At 53.3% G+C, this 17,219-nt stretch carries 14 protein-coding genes; 5 read left to right on the top strand and 9 right to left on the bottom strand.

The annotated features are described in order from the left end of the window. Window positions 1-30: 30 nt before the first annotated feature. Window positions 31-948 (bottom strand): bile acid:sodium symporter family protein, encoded by a 918-nt coding sequence (locus BM412_RS02670; RefSeq protein WP_091213599.1) that lies wholly within the window; start codon window positions 946-948, stop codon window positions 31-33. A gap of 79 nt (window positions 949-1,027) precedes the next feature. Then, window positions 1,028-2,572 (bottom strand): fumarate hydratase, encoded by a 1,545-nt coding sequence (locus BM412_RS02665; protein WP_091213596.1) that lies wholly within the window; start codon window positions 2,570-2,572, stop codon window positions 1,028-1,030. Window positions 2,573-2,721: 149 nt separating this feature from the next. Between BM412_RS02665 and yfbR the strand changes: the two genes are divergently transcribed. Together yfbR and BM412_RS02655 are read left to right on the top strand one after the other, a co-directional pair. Continuing rightward, complete coding sequence (gene yfbR, locus BM412_RS02660) at window positions 2,722-3,324, top strand: 5'-deoxynucleotidase (RefSeq protein ID WP_091213593.1); 603 nt, start codon at window positions 2,722-2,724, stop codon at window positions 3,322-3,324. 220 nt (window positions 3,325-3,544) lie between these two features. Then, entirely contained in the window at window positions 3,545-3,937 is a 393-nt protein-coding gene (locus BM412_RS02655; protein ID WP_091213591.1) for a cupin domain-containing protein, read from the top strand. 382 nt (window positions 3,938-4,319) lie between these two features. On the opposite strand, the gene BM412_RS02650 is transcribed toward BM412_RS02655, so the two are convergent. Together BM412_RS02650 and BM412_RS02645 are read right to left on the bottom strand one after the other, a co-directional pair. Next, on the bottom strand, window positions 4,320-5,315 hold the full coding sequence (locus tag BM412_RS02650; protein WP_091213589.1) for a phosphotransferase enzyme family protein: 996 nt from the start codon (window positions 5,313-5,315) through the stop codon (window positions 4,320-4,322). Between the two features lie 30 nt (window positions 5,316-5,345). Further along, a complete protein-coding gene (locus tag BM412_RS02645) occupies window positions 5,346-7,154 on the bottom strand; it encodes an ABC transporter substrate-binding protein (RefSeq protein WP_177245622.1) in 1,809 nt (602 codons plus the stop codon). A 115-nt stretch (window positions 7,155-7,269) separates the two neighbouring features. Between BM412_RS02645 and BM412_RS02640 the strand changes: the two genes are divergently transcribed. Beyond that, window positions 7,270-7,473 (top strand): hypothetical protein, encoded by a 204-nt coding sequence (locus BM412_RS02640; RefSeq protein ID WP_091213585.1) that lies wholly within the window; start codon window positions 7,270-7,272, stop codon window positions 7,471-7,473. A 14-nt stretch (window positions 7,474-7,487) separates the two neighbouring features. Here the strand turns inward: BM412_RS02640 and BM412_RS02635 are convergent, their stop codons facing one another. The 3 genes from BM412_RS02635 to BM412_RS02625 all read right to left on the bottom strand — a co-directional run bounded on the left by BM412_RS02635 (window position 7,488) and on the right by BM412_RS02625 (window position 11,108). Next, window positions 7,488-8,021, bottom strand: a complete 534-nt coding sequence (locus BM412_RS02635; RefSeq protein ID WP_091213582.1) for a cysteine hydrolase family protein — start codon at window positions 8,019-8,021, stop codon at window positions 7,488-7,490. A 32-nt stretch (window positions 8,022-8,053) separates the two neighbouring features. Continuing rightward, on the bottom strand, window positions 8,054-9,802 hold the full coding sequence (locus BM412_RS02630) for a Rieske (2Fe-2S) protein (protein WP_091213580.1): 1,749 nt from the start codon (window positions 9,800-9,802) through the stop codon (window positions 8,054-8,056). 76 nt (window positions 9,803-9,878) lie between these two features. Next, window positions 9,879-11,108 carry an MFS transporter gene (locus BM412_RS02625; protein ID WP_091213578.1) on the bottom strand — a complete coding sequence of 410 codons (1,230 nt, stop codon included), beginning with the start codon at window positions 11,106-11,108 and terminating at the stop codon, window positions 9,879-9,881. A gap of 325 nt (window positions 11,109-11,433) precedes the next feature. Here BM412_RS02625 and BM412_RS02620 point away from each other — a divergent pair, with 325 nt between their 5' ends. Further along, window positions 11,434-14,310 (top strand): family 78 glycoside hydrolase catalytic domain, encoded by a 2,877-nt coding sequence (locus BM412_RS02620; protein WP_256256087.1) that lies wholly within the window; start codon window positions 11,434-11,436, stop codon window positions 14,308-14,310. Between the two features lie 58 nt (window positions 14,311-14,368). Here the strand turns inward: BM412_RS02620 and BM412_RS02615 are convergent, their stop codons facing one another. Further along, the gene (locus BM412_RS02615; RefSeq protein ID WP_091213573.1) at window positions 14,369-14,797 is read right to left on the bottom strand and encodes an Lrp/AsnC family transcriptional regulator; all 429 of its coding nucleotides are present in this window, start codon (window positions 14,795-14,797) and stop codon (window positions 14,369-14,371) included. Between the two features lie 157 nt (window positions 14,798-14,954). Between BM412_RS02615 and BM412_RS02610 the strand changes: the two genes are divergently transcribed. Next, window positions 14,955-16,007, top strand: coding sequence for an oxidoreductase (locus tag BM412_RS02610; RefSeq protein ID WP_091213569.1), 1,053 nt, complete (start codon window positions 14,955-14,957; stop codon window positions 16,005-16,007). A gap of 67 nt (window positions 16,008-16,074) precedes the next feature. Here the strand turns inward: BM412_RS02610 and BM412_RS02605 are convergent, their stop codons facing one another. Then, window positions 16,075-17,130, bottom strand: coding sequence for a DUF4037 domain-containing protein (locus BM412_RS02605; RefSeq protein ID WP_091213566.1), 1,056 nt, complete (start codon window positions 17,128-17,130; stop codon window positions 16,075-16,077). Between the last annotated feature and the right edge of the window lie 89 nt (window positions 17,131-17,219).

The raw sequence follows: 17,219 nt of genomic DNA, 5'->3' as shown, positions 1-17,219 counted from the left end.
GCTCCATGCACCATCCATCGTACCTTGTTCTCAGCCGCCTGCGCCAGCACTGCGTTTGTTAAGTTTTTGTAAAACATAATGGTGCAGCGTGGCAAGCGGCTGTTGAATCAGAATCGACAGCACGACCGGGACGGCGGCCAGCGGGCTAAAATAGCCCATTGCAAGCACTACACCAAGCGAGATGTTCCGCATACCGGTCGCATAGGACACGGTAACCTGCACCTCGCGGCTGCGGTAATGCATGGTACCGAAATAGCCGATCGCATAACAGAGCCCCACCATAACTAAGGCTGCCGGCACTACCTTCAGCAGATCGCCGCGAAGCGCTTCTGTGGAAGGAGCAATCGCCGCTGCGTTCAGCATGACGACTGCCGTGAAGCACAGCTTGGACAAAGGCGGAGCATAAGGCTGAACGGCTTTCTGAATGCGTCCTTTGGACCATTCATGCAACGCAACGCCGATGATCGTAGGCGCCACAATCAGGAGGAGCAGATCGCCCATCATAGCCGCCGTATTGGTTTCGACGTCGGTGCGAAACAGCAGATGAATCCCGGTTGGCACCACGATCGGACTGAGCGCTGAATCAATGACGACCATAGCCAGCATGAGCGGGACGCTTCCGGCCGACATCCCAACCCACAGCACGGTTGATATCCCAAGCGGTATAATCGTGAATAAGACTAGTCCCACGACGTAAGGAGAATCGGGTCCGAACAGCATATAACCCAGCGCGTACGCCACTAACGGCGAGATGATATGCGCCAGCAGGAACGTCCAAATCATAACGCCAGGCCGGTTCAATACCGCTCGCAGCTGCTGCAGACCGCAACCGATCGCCATCGTTAGCGTAACGAAGGCGAAGCAGTAAGGTACAGCTTGCACATACTTGTGCAGGTGCGCAGAAAAAAAGAATCCCAGGATAAGTGATCCGGGGATAATAAGAAACATCCATTGCTCATACCTTCGATTGAAGGCCAGTCCGAAGCTGCGCGTACCGCATCCCTCATTCTATTGTCTACTTTGGTAATTATTTAAATACAGGCTCTTTAAATTGGGCAAGCTTAGCAAAGGAGTCCTTGTCTACATCCGCATGCAGGCTGTTGCCGTGGGAATCCATCGTTACGACAGCCGCGAAGCCCTCTGTCTTCAGATGCCACATCGCCTCCGGAATGCCGAATTCCATAAAGTCGACGCCGTTTACATTCTTGAAGCATTCCGCGTAGTACTGTGCCGCACCGCCGATGGCATTCAGATAAACCGCACCGTGCTCCTGCAGCGCAGCGAGCGTCTTCGGTCCCATTCCGCCTTTGCCGATTACAGCACGAATGCCGAATTTCTTAATGATATCGCCTTGGTAAGGCTCCTCGCGAATACTTGTCGTCGGTCCGGCTGCTTTCACATGCCAACCGTTCTCATCCTTCAGCATGACAGGTCCGCAGTGGTAAATAACGGAGCCATTCAAATCGATCGGCGCGTCATGATCCATCAGATGGTGGTGAATCGCGTCACGGCCCGTGTGCATTTCTCCATTAATAATGACGATGTCGCCAACTTGCAAGCTGCGTACATCTTCTTCGGAAAGCGGCGTGTTCAGCACCACTTCGCGGCGTGCCGCGTTCTCCGTTACCGCCTCAGCCGCTTCATCAGCCGCCTGCGATTTCATCGGTGTATCGGAGCCGTTCGGATAAATCCAGGATTTGATCTCGCCGCTGTCCGCAGAGAGCAATACGCCTTGACGGCGATAAGCCCAGCAGTTGTACGCAACGGAAACGAAATAGCTCGCAGGCAAACGGTTCATGACGCCGACTTTACAGCCGAGCAAGGTCACTTGGCCGCCGAAGCCCATTGTTCCGATGCCAAGCTTGTTGGCATTCTCCATTACATACTCTTCAAGTTGAGCAAGCTCAGGAATCGTATTCGTATCGTCGGTATGACGGAATAATTGCTGTTTCGCTAATTCATAGCCTGTCGTCCGGTCGCCGCCGATGCCAACGCCGATGAAACCCGCGCTGCAGCCTTGACCTTGGGCTTGATAGATCGAATGCATGATACATTTGCGGATACCGTCGAGATCGCGGCCGGCTTTGCCCAGACCCGGAATCTCCATCGGAAGGCTGTACTGAATGTTCTTGTTCTCACAGCCGCCGCCTTTGAGAATCAGACGCACATCGATATCGTCTTTCTCCCATTGCTCGAAGTGGATAACCGGCGTACCCGGTCCGAGGTTGTCACCAGTGTTGGAGCCGGTGAGCGAATCTACGGAGTTCGTGCGCAGCTTGCCGTCTTTGGTTGCGCGTGCGATGGCACTGCGAATCTGCTGCTTCATAATAATTTGGTTGGCGCCAACCGGCGTATGAACGACAAAGGTCGGCATGCCTGTATCCTGACAGATCGGGGAGACATTGCACTCCGCCATCTCAATGTTCGTTGCAATCGTGGAGAGCGACAGTCCGGCGCGCGTTGCGCGGTCCTCCGCTTCTTGTGCGGCTTGAATCACTTTCCGGACGTCTCCCGGCAGATTCGTAGAAGTTTCAACAATAAGGTTATACACGCTCTGTTCAAAATGCTGCATAAGGCCTAAATGGCTCCTCTCTCTATTCGTTAATCGTCTTTCCTTATATAATCAATCTATATCATACCATATCCTAATCGAGCGGGCATACCGCTTTCGAAGCCTCATATGGTCTCCTATTTCTAGAGTAGAAGGAGCATCCTGCCATTATGGACAGTCCGTTTATCGCGTATATGTACCGACTCCGTTATATCGAGAGATGGAGCCTCATGCGCAATACCACCCGTGAAAATGTTGCCGAACATTCCTATCATGTAGCGCTTCTCTCGCATATGCTTTGCGAGATCGGCAATCAGCTGTTCGGCCGCTCGCTGAATGCCGACCGCGCTGTTACGATGGCGTTGTTCCACGACGCCACCGAAGTGTTCACCGGCGATATCCCGACGCCGGTGAAGCATCACAACCCGAAGATGCTCGCGAACTTCCGCGAGATCGAGGCGCTTGCCGCCGAGCGGCTGCTCGGCATGGTGCCGGAGCCGCTGCAGGCTGCCTATGAACCGCTCGTCATCGGAGCGGCACATGACGATGAGGATAAGGCACTGCTCAAGATGGTGAAAGCCGCGGATCTGCTGGATGCCTACATGAAGTGCCTCTCCGAGCTGTCCTCCGGTAATCGCGAGTTCGCCGTCGCGAAAGGACAGACCGAGCAGAAGCTCGCTGATCTGAACATGCAAGAGGTCTCTTGGTTCCTGACTTATATGGCGCCAAGCTTCAATAAGACTCTCGATGAGCTGTCTGAGCATGATGCCTAACGGCCTTTGTGCAGGCAGCTCCCTAAACCAACCTTCACCCCCTTCTACACTCGCATTACTCTCCTGCACAAATCATCACGAACTCACTACTCTGATTCCAACCGACATCCAGGCATATCTCAGAAGAACGCCTATTATCGTTAAAGAAGAGGTGGACTGCCGATGAGTTTTGTGATCGAGGAAGAAAGGGTGACCGAAGGTGGGAGATAACCGGACTTGCATGCGTATTCGTACGAAGGGAAGCTATCAAGGGAAACAAGGGTTGGACTATCAAGAGGCGATTTCGGCCGAGAGTGTCGGCTCGACCGGGCTCTGCATGCATCTGCTAACCATCCCTCCGGGCGGCCGTGCCAAAGCGCATCTGCATGAGCATCATGAATCTTCGATTTATGTGCTATCGGGCCGGGCCGGGATGTGGTATGGAGATAGGCTGGAGCAGCATATGGAAGTCGAGGCAGGGGATTTCATGTACATTCCGGCAGGCGTGCCGCATCTGCCTTATAACCGTTCGGACTCGGAAGTTTGCACGGCGGTCATCGCCCGCACCGATCCGAATGAGCAGGAGAGCGTAACGCTGCTGCCGGAGCTTGATGACCTTTATCGTTCTATCTAATCAGGCAGTACTGTTACGCTGCGATTGGATTGGATTGCGATTCGCACCGGAACTCAGCGGCGCAACGGCTCACCATAAATAACATGCCAATGGCGTTGTAGGTGCAAGTTGCTCGGTGTCGGTCAGATATCTGAGGGAATGCGGATGATTGAGTTACCAGAAGCAAATGTTGCACATTCTGCATCATTTGTTTCGATGTTAGCGGTATTCAAGCGAAAATGTTGCTGAAAATGCAACATTTTCGCGAGTTAGGTGCCGTATAGCCATGTTTCCATCGCAAATGCTGCACATTCTGCAACATTAGCTCAAATGAGCAGCATTCTCGAGAGAAATGTTGCCTTTTATGCAACATTTCCGCTCGACCAGGGTACAAGCCACCGCCTCACACTTTGAACCTCTCCATAACCCGCTCCCCCGACAAATAAGGCCGGCACAGATTCGCGCATAATCCGGGCATGCGCTCGCGAATCCACGGGTGGACGGCTCGGTTCTCCATCTGGAACGCGTAATAACCGAGGACCGCGATCAGCATCCAACCTTCCAGCAGCACCCTTACCGTGTCCGGCACGTCGCCGGAGTTCCCGTAATACCCAGCTAGGAAATCCGGCCGTTGCTCAGGCGGGACGACCAGAGCGCCCATCCCCACATCAAACAAGTAATAGCCGCTCCCGCATAAACCGAAGTCAATGAAACAAATTTCTCCCTCCGGCGTCAAAATGATGTTGCTCATGTTCAAGTCACCATGGATGATTCCGTACGTTTCCTCAAATGTACCTAAGCGCTCGAGACGCGCGTTCACAAGACCTATCGTTTGCTCCACACAACGAAACTCGTCCTCGCCAAAAAGTCCCTGTTCTACGCCGCGCCGAATTTGAGCGATCATCAGGCTATTCCGTTCGATCCCTTGCGAAGGTCGTCTATCGAAATCAAACCGTGGGTGATAGCTTCGAAAGAACCGGTGCAGCGATGCTACATGAGCGCCAAGTTCCCTCGCGATGTCCGGATCGGATTCACAGGTTTCCTTCCTGAAAACCGTCCCCTCTACCCAGGTCAGCAGCGAACAAGGGATTCTTTTGCCCTCATGCTCGAAATGAGACAGTAGGTTGCCGGAGCTATGGCAGACAGGCTTTTGCGCTATGAGCTCGGTACGCTGTCCCAGCTCTTCAAGGAGTTGCAGCTCGGTCAACAACCCCTTATCCGTTTGCTGCAGTCCTTCGAAATTACGGGTAAAAGGTTGATGCACACGAAATAAGTAGTGTTCGCCCGTTACCGAATCAATGACCTCGTACGTCCGATTCTCATTATGCCGAAGGAATTGAAGCTGCGGCTCTTGAATGCCATAACCACGAAGGATCTCAACCATCGTATCTTCGTTCATGCCGCCGGTCCCCCCTCTCCTCCAACTCTATCAACCCGACGCGCTCTGCACCCACACATCCTTAAAATCAATCCAACCCAGCGACGACATCGTAATCCCCTTAATCCCCGGATGGTAAGAGGTGTTCGTCTTCTTGTGCAGCAAGAACACCACATGACCCTCCTCGCGAAGCCGATCCTCGATCTCGCCCATAATAAGGCGGCGCTCTTCGGATGTCTTTGAGGCTAGTGCGATATCGATTTTGTCCCTCGCCCATGCCCGGAATTCCGGATGCAGATGCTCCTTGAGGAAGCTGCCATGCTGCTCATAGGACTCAATCTCGCACACCTCATCCTGCGCGAACAAGATGCCGTACAGAATGGTGTCCGCCTCGTTGATTACGTCCCTTCTCTTGAACTCGTTGCTGTCATGCTGCTCAATATGTACGACAACCCCGTGCTCCCCGCAGCGTTCCGCAATCCACCTGGCATCCCGCATATTGAAGCTTGTTGTGTATAGCGTAATCGGCGTCCCGTCATAGCCCGACTCGCGCAGAAGCGCGCGTGCCAGCGCGGAATCGTGACGGATGCTTCTGAGCGGCGTGTTATCGTCGGGACGGAAACCGCGAGCCGCATACATCCGGTCTTCGCCAAGCTCTCGAATCATCGTATGGCGGTCAATCAGCAGATCAACCGCCTTGCGAAATAACGCGGATTGCTGTGGCCCATCCTTCCCCAAATTCCAAGTCAGCATCGTGCAGCCTTTGCACAACGTTTCCACCGTAACCCAATCCTCTTCCGGCTTCTGATCCTGCAGATCGTGATCCCAGATGAGCTTCTCCCAGCATTTGCGCGAAGAATCTCCATGCTCCGGAGGCATGAACGCAATGACGACGCCGTCCAAATGCGCTCTGCCATTGTAATAATTCTTGTTCACGGTAAGCACGAACCGATCCTCATTCCACTCCCCGGCCATGAATGGCCCCGTACCGGATGGCTTGCGCCAGAACTGCTCCTCGTCGCTCTCCAGCAATTCTCGTGGCAGAATGGACGCTGCCGGCGAGCTCATGAATCGGTGGAAAATACGGTTTGGCTTCTCCAATTCGATTCGAATGGTTCGCAGCCCTACGGACTCGATCTTACGCACCGATCGGAGAAGCCAGCTATGCGCTTTCCCTGAGCGCAGCCGCTCTAACGAGAAGATAACGTCATCGGCCGTCATTTCATGACCATGATGAAAGTAAACGCCTTTGCGCAGATGAAATTGCCACACCGTCGCTTCCTTGTTGGACTCCCATGCATGCGCGATTGCAGGGACGACCCGTCCAGCCACCACATCGTAATAAACGAGCTGATTAAACAGCTGCTTGATCATATGCGCGTCAAACGCATACAGCACATCGCCCGGATCCAGCGTCACGATCGGGGTGTGCACGGGAAGCCGCAGCGTATCCACACTGCGTTTGCCATCCAGCACTTCCGTCCGGTAGCCAAAATGCAGCTCCAGCCACTCCGAGAAACGATCCTTCACCGGCGAGCCCTTCCCATGCGTATGGATCAACTCGAACGCAGGCTTATACTCGCCTCGCTGCGCCATCCGCTGCGCGAGCTCAAGCAGCATCGTATCTCGCTCCTGCAGAAATACCAGCTGCGAGCGATTGCCTCTGCCTCGCCCGGGCAGCCAGCGTATCCAGCATTCCTCTTCCATTCTGCGCAGTACAAGCTTCACGTTACGGGTTGTGCAGAACAGCACTTGCGCAAGTTCATCGAGCGAAACCTCGACAGGTGTTCCGGTCGCCGCAATCCCTTCAGCGAATCGGCCATACAGATCCAAGTAGCGTTCAGCAGCAGCCATTTGCATGCCATCATCCCTCCTGTACCCGTGTGAAAAGGGGAAGTGTTTTACGAAGATTCTACTCTTTTTATCCCCTTTTAGCGAGCGCATAATTGAACTATAAACGAGAGGAGGAAACAACATGGTACAACACACTAACACGTACACGATAGAGAAGCTGGGACAATACCAGCAGGCGGAATTGGAACAGAACCTTCGCCGAGGATTACTGATTCATTCGGGGGAAGGCGAGGACGTGCAAACAGATGCAGAGCAAGCGATTAAGGAACGCGGATGGTTGCACAGATGGTGGAATAAAAGGCGGTTCGGCACTTCACTGAAGTGACGACCGCCCTTTTTTTATTTGAACTCGATGTCTGCTGCCGGACTGATTTGGGCAAAAGAGGAAAAACGCGCGTTATGTTCTGCTATGATTTCCTCCGCGGTGAGACCGCCGGATCCCCATGTACTGTGAGCATCGCCGGCCACGATGATCTCATAACCAAGCTCCGAAGCTCTGTTCGTCGTCGCGTTCACGCACATGTCGGTCTGGAGGCCCGCGATCACAAGCTTGCCAACTCCGCGCTCCTTCAATACTTGCTGAAGATCCGTTTCATGGAACGAATCCGGCTTATACTTCTGAATGCGCGGCTCATCTCCAACCGGAGCAATCGCAGCGTGAATTTCCCAGTTCGGTGAACCCGTTTCCAGCTCTTCGCCTTCCCCTTCATTATGCTGAACATAGATGACCGGAACGTCCGCAGCCCGCGCTTTCGCCAACAATCCGTTGATCCGTTCCAGCAGAACCTCACCGTTATATACAGGGTATGACTCCGCGAACATCGCCGATTGTACGTCAATTACCAGTAATGCCGTATTCGAATTTGCATTCATTCTTCAATTATCCCCTCTCAACAAGCTCAAATTTACTCTTCAAACAATCGTTCGCCCTTATGCAGACGCCATGCAATTTGTGCCGTATGCGGAAGCTCGCGCGCCGTCGGCGCATGTGCGGCCAGATACCTTGTACAAGCGAGGAGCATCGTTTCTTGCGCCTTTACCGCAAATTCATCTGTCCGTAGACACCAACGCTCATACTCGGCAAAAGCCGCCTCCACCATCTGGAACGTATGGAATTCCGCATCCTCGCGCAGCAACGCGTGACCAAGCGTATTCAGCAGGGCATCCATCTCGCCGCCGCTCTTCAAGTAGTTAAAGACCCACTTCGCAGCCTGATCTACCTGCTGCCGCTGATCCAGCAGTTGTAGCAGCTCTTCCGTATTCGTCGCCGCATTCGATTCGCCGGGAGCCGCTTTCGGCCGTTTCGCCGACGGCACGTTCAAGAATCGATCCAAGTACACACTCATCGCGCCATGGAATATAGCTCGCACAAGCAGCGCTTCCTCGGAACGCTGCAAGCGCTCATGCAGCGCATGCGAATAAGTGAACGTATGAAGCACCGCAATCCAGTCACGGTGATCGTTCTGCGTATGGAAGCGGACAACACGCTCGGCAGAGGCAAGCGTGACCAATTGCGCCAGCTGCGCCGGTGCTGCGCCTGCCAGGAGCAGGTCCCTCAGCAGCGCAATCGTTTCAAGCGGTTCCTCGCTTAGCAGCTGCTGCAGAACGGCTTCTTCGTCGATGACAGCCACAGCCGCATCTGCGCCTGCAGTCCTCGCCTCCGCCAACGCTTTGACAGCCTCTTGAATCGGCTCCACAAGATTAATCGGCGCCTGCCAGTGATGCTGCTCTTCGCTCCGCGATGGATTCCCCATCATATGCAGCAGCGAGGTGAGCACCTGCTTGGACTGATCAGCGCCAACAAGCTCAAGCGCCTCGAACACTTTATTGTGAAAATCAAACACATGCCCGCCGTCCAAGTAGAAATGATCCGTTGCCGCAATCAGCATCATATCGGCCAATTGCTCCGGGCTCATCCCCTTCTCAATCGCGGTTATAACCAGCTTCTCGGCGCCCTGCGTATCTCGAACTTCGATGCAATTCCGATACCAGCCCGCAAGCCGCTCGTAAGAAACGTCAGTGCTCGGCAATGCACCCAGCAAATAATGAATGCCTCGGCCTGAGCTGCCTCTTGCCACATGCACCAAGCCCTGATAGAGCGCCAGAATGCGCCCTGTCTTGTCCAGCCTCGGGATCACGCGGACCATGGCCGTCAGAATCGTCAATCCCGAATTCCAGCCGCTTCCGCTGCGAGTCCCGAAGGCGATCCCAACACCGGCAATTTCGGCATCCGGCACATTGGCTTCTACCAGACCTACGACCGCTTTGGCGATAACGATGCTAATATTTTGCTCCAAGCCTTCCATGAGGCGATCTTTATACTTCTGAATATGATTCGCGATCCTCGGTTGCGGGTTCACCCATACGGTCTCTTCCTCAACCCTGACTTCGTATGAAGGAACATCATCCGCCCAAGGATCGAGCGTCCCTCCGCTGCACACGTCGAAACGGGCATGATGCCAGTGACAGGTTAATATACCATCGCACAAGCTCCCCATATGAAGCGGAAATCCGAGATGCGGGCAACGGTTATCGACAGCGAAGATGCCTTCTTCATGCACGAAGACGGCAATACCGCCTTTAATGACAGCCGAGCCTTTTTCCTTCAATTCGCGGACTTGACCAGCCTTAATCCACTCTGCGGTTCGACTCATAATCAGCCTCCTTCAAAATGATGGTGCCTCCTGCTTCCTAACTTCCTACTCCCTACTTCTTCGATAGATGCGGAGTCTAGTCCTTCATTAACCAAAACATTGCATATTGCATGGCAGCCGTCCCTGCGACGACGACAGGAAGCCAAATCGATTCCAAGTCTTTCGAAACAAAGAGCAGCAGCGTAATCGAAATCACTCGGCCCATATTCAGAAACACTTCCCGCATGACAACCGATTCCACCTTGAGTTGTCCCTTAAGCGGCAGCTTCCCAATCAGTCTGTAATAATAGGACGTTAACGTATTTACCGCGAGCGGATTGCAAATCGAGAACGCGACCATATAGAAGACGACCGTCCATGCAGACACATCATAGAGAAGGAACGCCGCGCCGAGCAAAATCCCGCTCGTGGAATACAGCACATGCTTGCGCACCTGCTCCTTCTTCGCTTTTCGCGAGATGACATAGCCGGTTGCGACCGTTAATGCCGAGAAACATACACCTAAGTAGCCGACGAAATCTTCCCTTCCGACGGTTTGATAGAGCAGAATGTTCGGCAGAAACAGCATGATACCCTGAAATAAGCCCAGTACAAAAAACGCCAGCAGGCCTTTCACCCATTGCGCGTTCTTTCGCATGACGATGCCCATTAAGTTCAAATGATAGACGCGATGATGGGAGGCTATCGTCGGAATTCGGAAGCTGATGATCGAAGCTACGAGAAACATGATGAATGCGAGCAGGAACGTAATGATATAACCGCTCAAGCCTTCGTTAAATTGAATGATAAAGCCGGCCAGCGCAGGTCCGAGGAGGCCCGCCAAATTAAAGACGACCATATTAATCGCCAGAAATCGAACGCGGTTGTTCTCCGTCGAGACATCGTACATAAGGACAAGATAACCGGTCCAGTACAAGCCCGAAGCCAAGCCGTGAAAAATAGCAAAGAGTACGTACCACGCCGCAACCTGCTCCTGTGCAATAACGACAAGCAAATAGAAAATCGCAATCATAAGGATGCCAAGCCGATAGGTGACCATTCGATCCTTGCGTTTCGTAATCCAACCGCCCAGCGCGAAAGCAACCGGCGTGAACACGAACACGATCATATTATAGAAACCGTTAACGGCCAAATCATGTGTGAGCCGCCATAAATACAAGTTCAGAAACAACCCCGACATCGAGGCGCCGAATTGAAAGCAGCCGTGGATAATCAGCGCAACCAGCGCTTCTCTTCCAAGCTCTCGCTCCTTTGGAACCGGACTGCCTTTCATCGCATTCCATCTTATTCCGAAACTTGCCTTCATCTGTACGGGGCCACCTCCGACTAAGCTGCTACCAATTGCTGTCATTGTAACATAGCAGCCAAGACGGGTAAGCGCTTTAACCATCCACTCTGGGCCAAATAACCGCTTCTGCTAGATTCTTGCTTGAATTCCGCCGTATAATCGGTCTTTTTGCCCAGATAAAGGGGATTCTGGCTGTCATGCTCTGCTTGACTGTCGCTGCTGTCAGCAATTGATTCCGGACATGTCCGAATCGCCCTATATAAATGTCCGAAATGAACCCTTTCAGCCGGCTAGTAATCGTTTACAATGAGGGGGATGATGACGATAGAGGAGGCAAATGATTATGTGGCAAGCATCATGGATTTGGGGCAGCGGCGAGGAAAGTCCTCGCAATGAATGGCGCTGCTTTCGTAAAACCTTTTCGTTCGAGCAAACAGGCAGCGGCGAAACAAAGCTGAAACTAACGGCGGATTCTCGCTACGTTCTCTATGTGAATGGCACGCAGGTTGGCCGCGGACCGGTCCGCTCTTGGCCGTTTGAGCTTGCTTATGATGAATATGAAATCGGCCATTTGCTCAAAAGTGATGCTTTGAATACCATCGCGGTATTGGTGCTGCATTCCGGCATCTCTACCTTTCAATATTTGAGAGGCAAAGGCGGCTTGCTTCTGCAAGTCGAGGACCTAGACGGTACGGCCTTACTTTGTTCCGACGAATCCTGGACAACCGCGGTTCACACCGCTTATGATGCAACCTCATCTCGTATTTCCTGCCAGCTCCCTTTCACCGACCGTTACGACGCGCGAAACTGGGATGATACCTGGATAGAGTCGAAGTATGACGATGCAGCTTGGGAACAGGCGACCGTCATCGGCAGCGTTGGTATGGCACCATGGACAAGCCTTGTACCGAGGTCGATTCCTTATCTAACCGAAGAGCCGATTTATCCGGCGCGCGTGGAAGAGCTGTCGTTCGTCAAGCCGGTTGCTTGGAGCGCGGTATTCGATGTTCGCACGATGCTTGTTCGGGATAGCGTCAATCACGCGAATCCGATATCTTTTATCGGACTGATGGCTACCGTGCTCACGCTTCCCGAAGCGGCTGCATTTACAATTGGCACCGTGGATGGAGGAAGAGTACCCTTTCGCGTTCGAGTCGGCGGCAAGTGGTATTGCGACGACGACTTCGCCGGCGAGCGGCCTAACATGTTCCTTGAGCTGCAATTGCCGGCAGGCGAGCATTTCCTACTGTTTGATCTGAGTGGCGGCTCCCATGGACATGGCTATCACCTCGGTCTTCATTGCAAAGGATCGTTTGAGCTTCGTTCCCCGATTGCCGGGCACGCGCAGTTCAGTAAAGTGCCTTTCGCTCAGATCGGAGCCTTCGATTCTGCAGAGCATATTGACCATCAGCCCAGTGTTTCGATGAACCCGGAACAGCCTCTCTATGAAGCTGTGAAGCAAATCGACTCTGCCGAGCAGCTGAGCGAATTTGCCGAATGGATTCGTCCAATTCCGTCGCAGCTTGTACATTTCACCGACGTTTACTCCCAAACCGCATGGCGTGTCGAAGATCTGCCGCAGCCGGTTCCGGTTCAGCTGCAGCAAGCCGTTCTGGCCGGGTCAAATGCAGGTAATGTTCCGCTGCATGCGGAGCTGGATACCGAAATCCTGATCGATTTCGGACGTGAGCTTACGGGCTATGTTGCGTTTACGATCGACGCCGCCGAAGGAACGATCGTGGACGGCTACGGCTTTGAATATATGCGCGATGGCTGGCGTCAGTACACCTACGAGCTCGACAATACGTTCCGCTACACTTGCCGGGACGGCAGACAATCCTATGTCTCCGTCGTTCGCCGCGGCCTTCGTTATCTTGCTGTTACGGTACGTGGTGCGACAAGTCCGGTGAAGCTGGTTGAAGTCAAAATGCTCCAAAGCAATTTCCCTGTCGCCAATGTCGGCACCTTCCATTCCAGCAATGCGAAGCTGAATGAAATTTGGCGGATCAGCCGCGATACCACCCGGCTTTGCATGGAGGATACGTTCGTGGATTGCCCGGCTTACGAGCAAACCTATTGGGTTGGGGATGCCCGCAATGCGTCGCTGGTGAACTATTATGCCTTTGGTTCTGCGGAAATTGTGGAGCGTTGCTTGCGCCTTGTGCCCGGCTCCTCCTTCCAGTCTCCGCTCTATGGCGATCAGGTGCCGAGCGGCTGGAGCAGCGTCATTCCGAACTGGACGTTATTCTGGGTATCGGCTTGCCTCGAGCATTACCAATACACAGGCAACGAAACATTCGCGCGCGAGATGTGGCCGCATGTTCGTTTTACGCTGGAGCATTATCTGGAGAAAGTCGATGAGCGCGGCCTGCTGAACATCCGCGGCTGGAACTTGCTTGACTGGGCTGCTTTCGAGCAGCCGTGGGATGGCATCGTAGCTCCGCAAAACATGTTCCTCGTCAAAGCGCTTCGCGATGCTGCCCAGCTCGCCGATACCGCCGGCGATACGCTTACCGGGGCGGAATTCCGCAAGCAGGCTGTGCAAATCCGCGAGGCCATCAATAACGTCCTATGGGATGAGGAGCGTCATGCTTATCTGGATTGCATTCATGTCGACGGCAGTCCCTCGACTACAACCAGTATGCAAACTCAGGTGGTTGCTTGCTTGTGCGACATCGCAACGGAAGAACGCTTGGACGTGCTGAAACGTTATATCGTAGAGCCGCCTGCTTCATTCGTTCAAATTGGCAGCCCGTTCATGTCGTTCTTCTACCATGAAGCGCTGGCCAAGCTCGGCATGCAAGCTAACATGGCTGCCGACATCCTTGAGCAATACGGGGTCATGGTAGACCAAGGCGCCACTTCCGTATGGGAAGTGTACCCGACCAGCAATATTACGATCAGCTCCAAAATGCTCACGCGCAGCCATTGTCATGCGTGGTCTGCAGGTCCGGTCTACTTCCTCGGTACCGAAGTGCTTGGTGTACGCGGGCTGACACCGGGTTGGACGAAGGTTGAAATTGCACCGAAGCCGGTTGGGCTGACATGGGCTCGCGGCTCTGTCCCGGTTCCGGGCAGCGGCAGTATCAATGTATCCTGGAAGGTCGATGAACAGACGAAAGTGATGCAGCTTCGCGTCGTGGCACCATCCCATATCGAGCTCCAGCTCGTTAAGCCTGATGGATATGAGCTTGAAGTGGAACAAGTTGTTATTGGGTAGAATAAGAAGAGCCTGGCGATTACTCGCCAGGCTCTTCTTTATTTGCGGCCGCTTCGCGTCAAGGAATCAGCGGTTCCTGCAGAAGCGGCGAGGATAATACGATAAGTGTCGTTGAATCACCGAACGCGCCCAGTTTGTTTAATGCCTCCTCCAAGGATTGAAGCGATTCGGTGACCAGTTTTACAAGAAAGTTATACTGGTGTCCGCTGATGCGATGCAGCTCGACAACATCGCTCATTTCCCGGCAGTATTCCACGAAACGGTCGCATCCTTTGGTATAGAACAGTACGAAAGCGGAAATGGGCTTATTGATTTTCTCAGCGACAACTACAGCGCGATAGTGGTCGATGATCCCCTTCTCTTCCATGCGGCGCACCCGCTCCGTGACGGCAGGCTGCGACAAGGAGACGCTTTTACCCAGATCCGTCATCGAAATTCGCCCTTGCTCCTGCAGGATCAGCAATATCTGTTTGTCTAATTCGTCCATGGGCGGCGGCTCCTTTAATTTTAAGGTGAAGTTTATAGAATAAATGGATTTTATAAGAGAATACTGCTTAAGGTCTTGAAACATCTATGGGATCAATCGGGATTATTATATAGAATTCATACATAGAAAACAATTAAACTAAGGGAGTGCAACATACATGGAGAATCAAGAATTATTGCAGGCTGTGGACATCGGTCCTTGGAAACTTCGGACACGGATCGCGATGGCGCCGATGACACGCGGATTCGCAAATGACTTGACGGGGACGGTCGGAGAAGAGGTCGTCGCTTATTATCGGCGCCGAGCGAAGGACGGGGTCGGCCTCCTTATTACGGAAGGCATCACGCCATCGCCGCGAGGAAAGGGGACTTTCGGCGTGCCCGGATTATATACGAAAGAGCAAGCGGACTCTTGGCGCAAAGTAACGGAAGCGGTACATGAGGAAGGCGGCACGATTGTAGCGCAGCTCTGGCATGTCGGCAGGCTGACCCATCCCGACTTGCTCGGCGGCATGGCTCCCCAAGCACCATCAGCCCTGCAGGCGGAAGGACTCGTGCATAAGCTCCGCAAGCCTTTCGCAATGCCGGAGGCCATGACGATCGACGAGATTCGAGAGCTTGTCCGCCAGTACAAGCAGGCTGCGAAGCATGCGATGGAAGCAGGGTTCGACGGCGTAGAAATCCATGGCGCACATGGCTATATTATCGACCAATTCGCTTCGCCGGTCACGAATATCCGAACCGATTCTTATGGCAAGGATAGAGAGGGGCGACTTCGGTTGATGAAGGAAGTGCTCTCTGCCGTCGGAGAGGTTGTCGGCATGGATCGCGTAATCATTCGTTTCTCCGAGCTGAAGGACGATCAACCCGGCTACCGGTGGCAGGAGCCGGAAGCGGAGCTGGATGCATATCTCACCGTTTTTCGTGAGGCTGGTTTAGGTGTGATCCATCCGTCGACGAATTCATTCTTAAAGCCAGTGGCAGGCGGATTAACGCTGCACGAGCTAGTCCGCAAACGTTGGAGAGGCGCCTTGATCGGTGTAGGAGGCCTGACTCCTAGCTCAGCTTCGGATGCGATTCATGCAGGTGTCATCGACCTTGCCGCGTTTGGCAAGCCATTGCTGGCTAATCCCGATCTCGTGCAGCGGCTTCGGACCGATCAGCCGCTAATTCCTTACGAGCCTTCCCTTCACTTGAAACAATTACTGTGAGGATAGTAATGCTTTAGATGCATAAAAAGTAGCAGCCATGGACTTATTCTTGTCCATGGCTGCCACTTTATCTTTCATCCCCGAACTTGTAAAACTGCTTCAGGATCGACCGCGCGCTATTGCCCGCTCCGTCCTTCCACGTGTTCAGCATCCGGAAATCCGTATTATCCGTGATTAGATCCAAGCTGCCGATCAACCGGTTACGGACCAACCATTGCAGCTTCTCATCTTGAATCCGCTCAGCTAACAGTCCCCCTATATCCCCGCCATTCATGACAAGGAACGGACGCGTAAAGAAGCTTGTTACCTCATCCGATACCGGTTCTGTAATGCCAAGCTCGTTATGCATATGGGCCAGATGCTTGTAAATACCGTTCAGCCCCTGCTCCCGCTCTTTCCACACGGTCGCCGTCTGAACCTTCCATAAGAGCTGCGTCAGCTGTTCCGCGCATCGCAGCTTCCCAAACGCGGTACCGAACCATTTCGGATACGGTGCGTACTGGCGCTCCATTAGGAAACAGAGGTTCATAACGTCTCGGATGAGCCGAGTTGCGATAACGGCCGAACCGAGCTCGTCTCCGGCATAGCCGGCTCGAAGCATCAGATGCTCCTCTTGACCAATACGCTGCCATACGGAAGCCAGCAGATAATACCACACTTCATCCGGGTAGAATTGTAATTGCTCCCGCAGCTCGGCCAACCGCCCATGATCGTCATGGAACACTTCGCCCTTCGTCCATTCAAGCAGCGTTTGCGAAGAGAACGTCAGCCAATCGATCGATTCCAACGGCTTGCTAAAGTCGTGAGCAAGACAATGCCGCGTGTACTGCTGCAAGGTCGTAATTACGGTCTTTTCCGCTTCAACCGGATAACCGTAGAACGTTTCCGGCAATTTATTACTCATATAGGCGCGAAGCCGTTCGGCTAATGCCTCATCTGAATCGTGAAGAAAGATGATGGTTCGCGGACCCCAATCATGATCCTGCGACATCTCGGTATCGAAACCGAGTACTTCACTGCCGGGCCCGATGAGCGCTGCCGAGTAGGCTCTCGATGTAAATGCTGCTAGCTGTGGTTGGACGTTTTCATGGTAGAATCGCCGGCATAATTCAATCCCTTGCATCCGAAGCCCACCGTTTCGTCAATTTTTCTGGAGTAAGTCCGCTTCCATTTTATCACGAACGATGGTCTCTCCGTTATCTCATGCTTTCT

It is taken from the genome of Paenibacillus sp. BC26 (assembly GCF_900116125.1).
Classification (GTDB): Bacteria; Bacillota; Bacilli; order Paenibacillales; family Paenibacillaceae; genus Paenibacillus_Z; species Paenibacillus_Z lignilyticus.
Note: the sequence above shows the minus strand (reverse complement) of the source record. Positions and strands in the feature narration are given on the sequence as shown.